Here is a 1,291-nt window from a genome sequence, read left to right on the forward strand (position 1 = left end):
CCGGCTTGGCACGACTGCACGCCATGCTGCTCGCGCTACCCCGCATGCGCAAACCGACCATGGGGCTGCGCGAGCCGACCGGGGTTTTGCCGCCGGGCACGACTATTCGACGAATCAACGGTGTGCCGGCCCAAGCGATACTGCGGCAATTGATGCCGTATGTCCGCGCGGACGGTCATAACGATGCGAAGCGCATCTCGCTCCTCGAGGTCCGCGGCGACGAGCGACTCGAGACCTTCGACGTGTTCCACGGCCTGCTGTTCGGGGAGCCGACCGGCGGGCTCCATCAGGTCGATGTTCGCACGCCCGATGGTGGCGAAAAGACGGTGGCGCTGCCCGCGACTGGCATTGCCGCGCGCCGCGCGATGATGGCGCTGCGCGCAACCGACAAGACCGCAGCGCTATGGAATTGGCAGATGCGGCCTGACAGCGTGGCGGTGCTGACGATGCCGAGCTGGGGCGTGTACGACAGCAAGTGGGATTGGCGCGGCTGGCTCGATGCGCGCCTTGCCAGCCTGGGAGGTGCAAAGGGCCTGGTGATCGACCTGCGCGACAACGAAGGCGGCGAGGACTGCGGCGACAGCATCCTGGCGCGTTTGGCGACGCGCGATCTGCAGAGGATCGATTACGCCCAGAAATTGCGGTTTCGCCGCACGCCGCCCCAGATCGACCGCTATCTCGATACGTGGGACAGCAGTTTCAGGACACTCGGCGTCGGCGGGGCCGACTTGCCCGGAGGATTCATCGCGCGGCCGGGTGAGAGCGCGAGCAGTCGTATCGCCGCCGTCGCGCCACGCTTGACGCTGCCCGTCGCCGCGTTGATCGGACCGGTCAACAGTTCGGCCACGTTCCAGTTTGCCGCAACCGCCAAGGCGAGCGGGCTCGTCCGGTTGTTCGGCAGCACGACCGGTGGCAACCAGCGCGGGATCAACGGCGGATGCTTCTTCTTCGTGCGATTGCCCGCCTGCGGGCTGGAGTTCGACTTGCCACTCGTCGGCACCTTCCCGCGCACACCGCAGCCCGATGCTGGGCTGGCCCCGCACGTCGCCGTCGCCGCGAGCGCCGCCGATATTGCGGCGGGGCGCGATCCCGTGCTTGCAACAGCGATCGACTGGGCAGTGCGCGGCTGAGCCCACGGAATAAGCGATTTCATGCGTTCGCCATTTCGCGGCCCCGAAGCGGCGTGATCCAACTCCGCAACTAGCGCGACCAACACCGACCTGTTCGAGATCCTCACCACGTCGCGCCTTCGCTGGGGAAAAAATCCCCCCGCCCCGCGTTCCTCCCCCAA

General features: G+C 67.1%; 1 protein-coding gene. It reads left to right on the forward strand.

Annotated elements, in window-relative coordinates; genetic code table 11:
- A partial coding sequence (locus QN347_RS19235; RefSeq protein ID WP_323494332.1) for a S41 family peptidase occupies nt 1-1,130 on the forward strand: 1,130 nt, incomplete at its 5' end.
- Nucleotides 1,131-1,291: the final 161 nt, after the last annotated feature.

It is taken from the genome of Sphingomonas sp. 10B4 (genome assembly GCF_035019905.1).
GTDB classification, from domain to species: Bacteria; Pseudomonadota; Alphaproteobacteria; order Sphingomonadales; family Sphingomonadaceae; genus Sphingomonas; species Sphingomonas glacialis.